Below are 472 nucleotides of genomic sequence, written 5' to 3'. Positions count from 1 at the left end.
ATATTATACGGAGGGGCACAACCAATACGCCCTCATTTACATTGAATGAATTGGGCGACGGAAAAACCACACAGGTGAACATTACTTACCGGCTATTGCCGAAGGATGGCATTGATACGGTGGATGTTGCCCGTGTTCTGGAAGTGAAAACGATGTCCCAACTCGCGTTCAACGATTACATAAACGAGACGCGAATGTTTCCTGATCCGGCATACGCCACTGATGTTCTTATGGGTACTTTTGGCGTTACTCAAATTCCTCACACTCTTCGTGCCGGTCAGCCATGCGAATTTCCCGGAGCCGACTTCGACTATGGCGCAGATAGAGATGGAGATGGAAAAGGTAATATAGCCTGGTATAGAGTTAACGGCGCTTCAGGTCAATCAGCCGCAGAGAAGCAATATAGAGTGGATCGGGGTGATCCCAATTGTTCAGTCAGAATTGGCTATGGTGATCTTTTGCCCGGTTATAC

General features: G+C 47.7%; 1 protein-coding gene. It reads left to right on the top strand.

What is annotated here, in order from left to right; all coding sequences use genetic code 11:
* On the top strand, window positions 1–472 hold a 472-nt coding region (locus ASC50_RS04330), incomplete at both ends, for a hypothetical protein (RefSeq protein ID WP_158648420.1).

The organism is Candidatus Symbiothrix dinenymphae (assembly GCF_001431085.1).
This window is presented reverse-complemented; position numbering and strand designations above follow the sequence as displayed.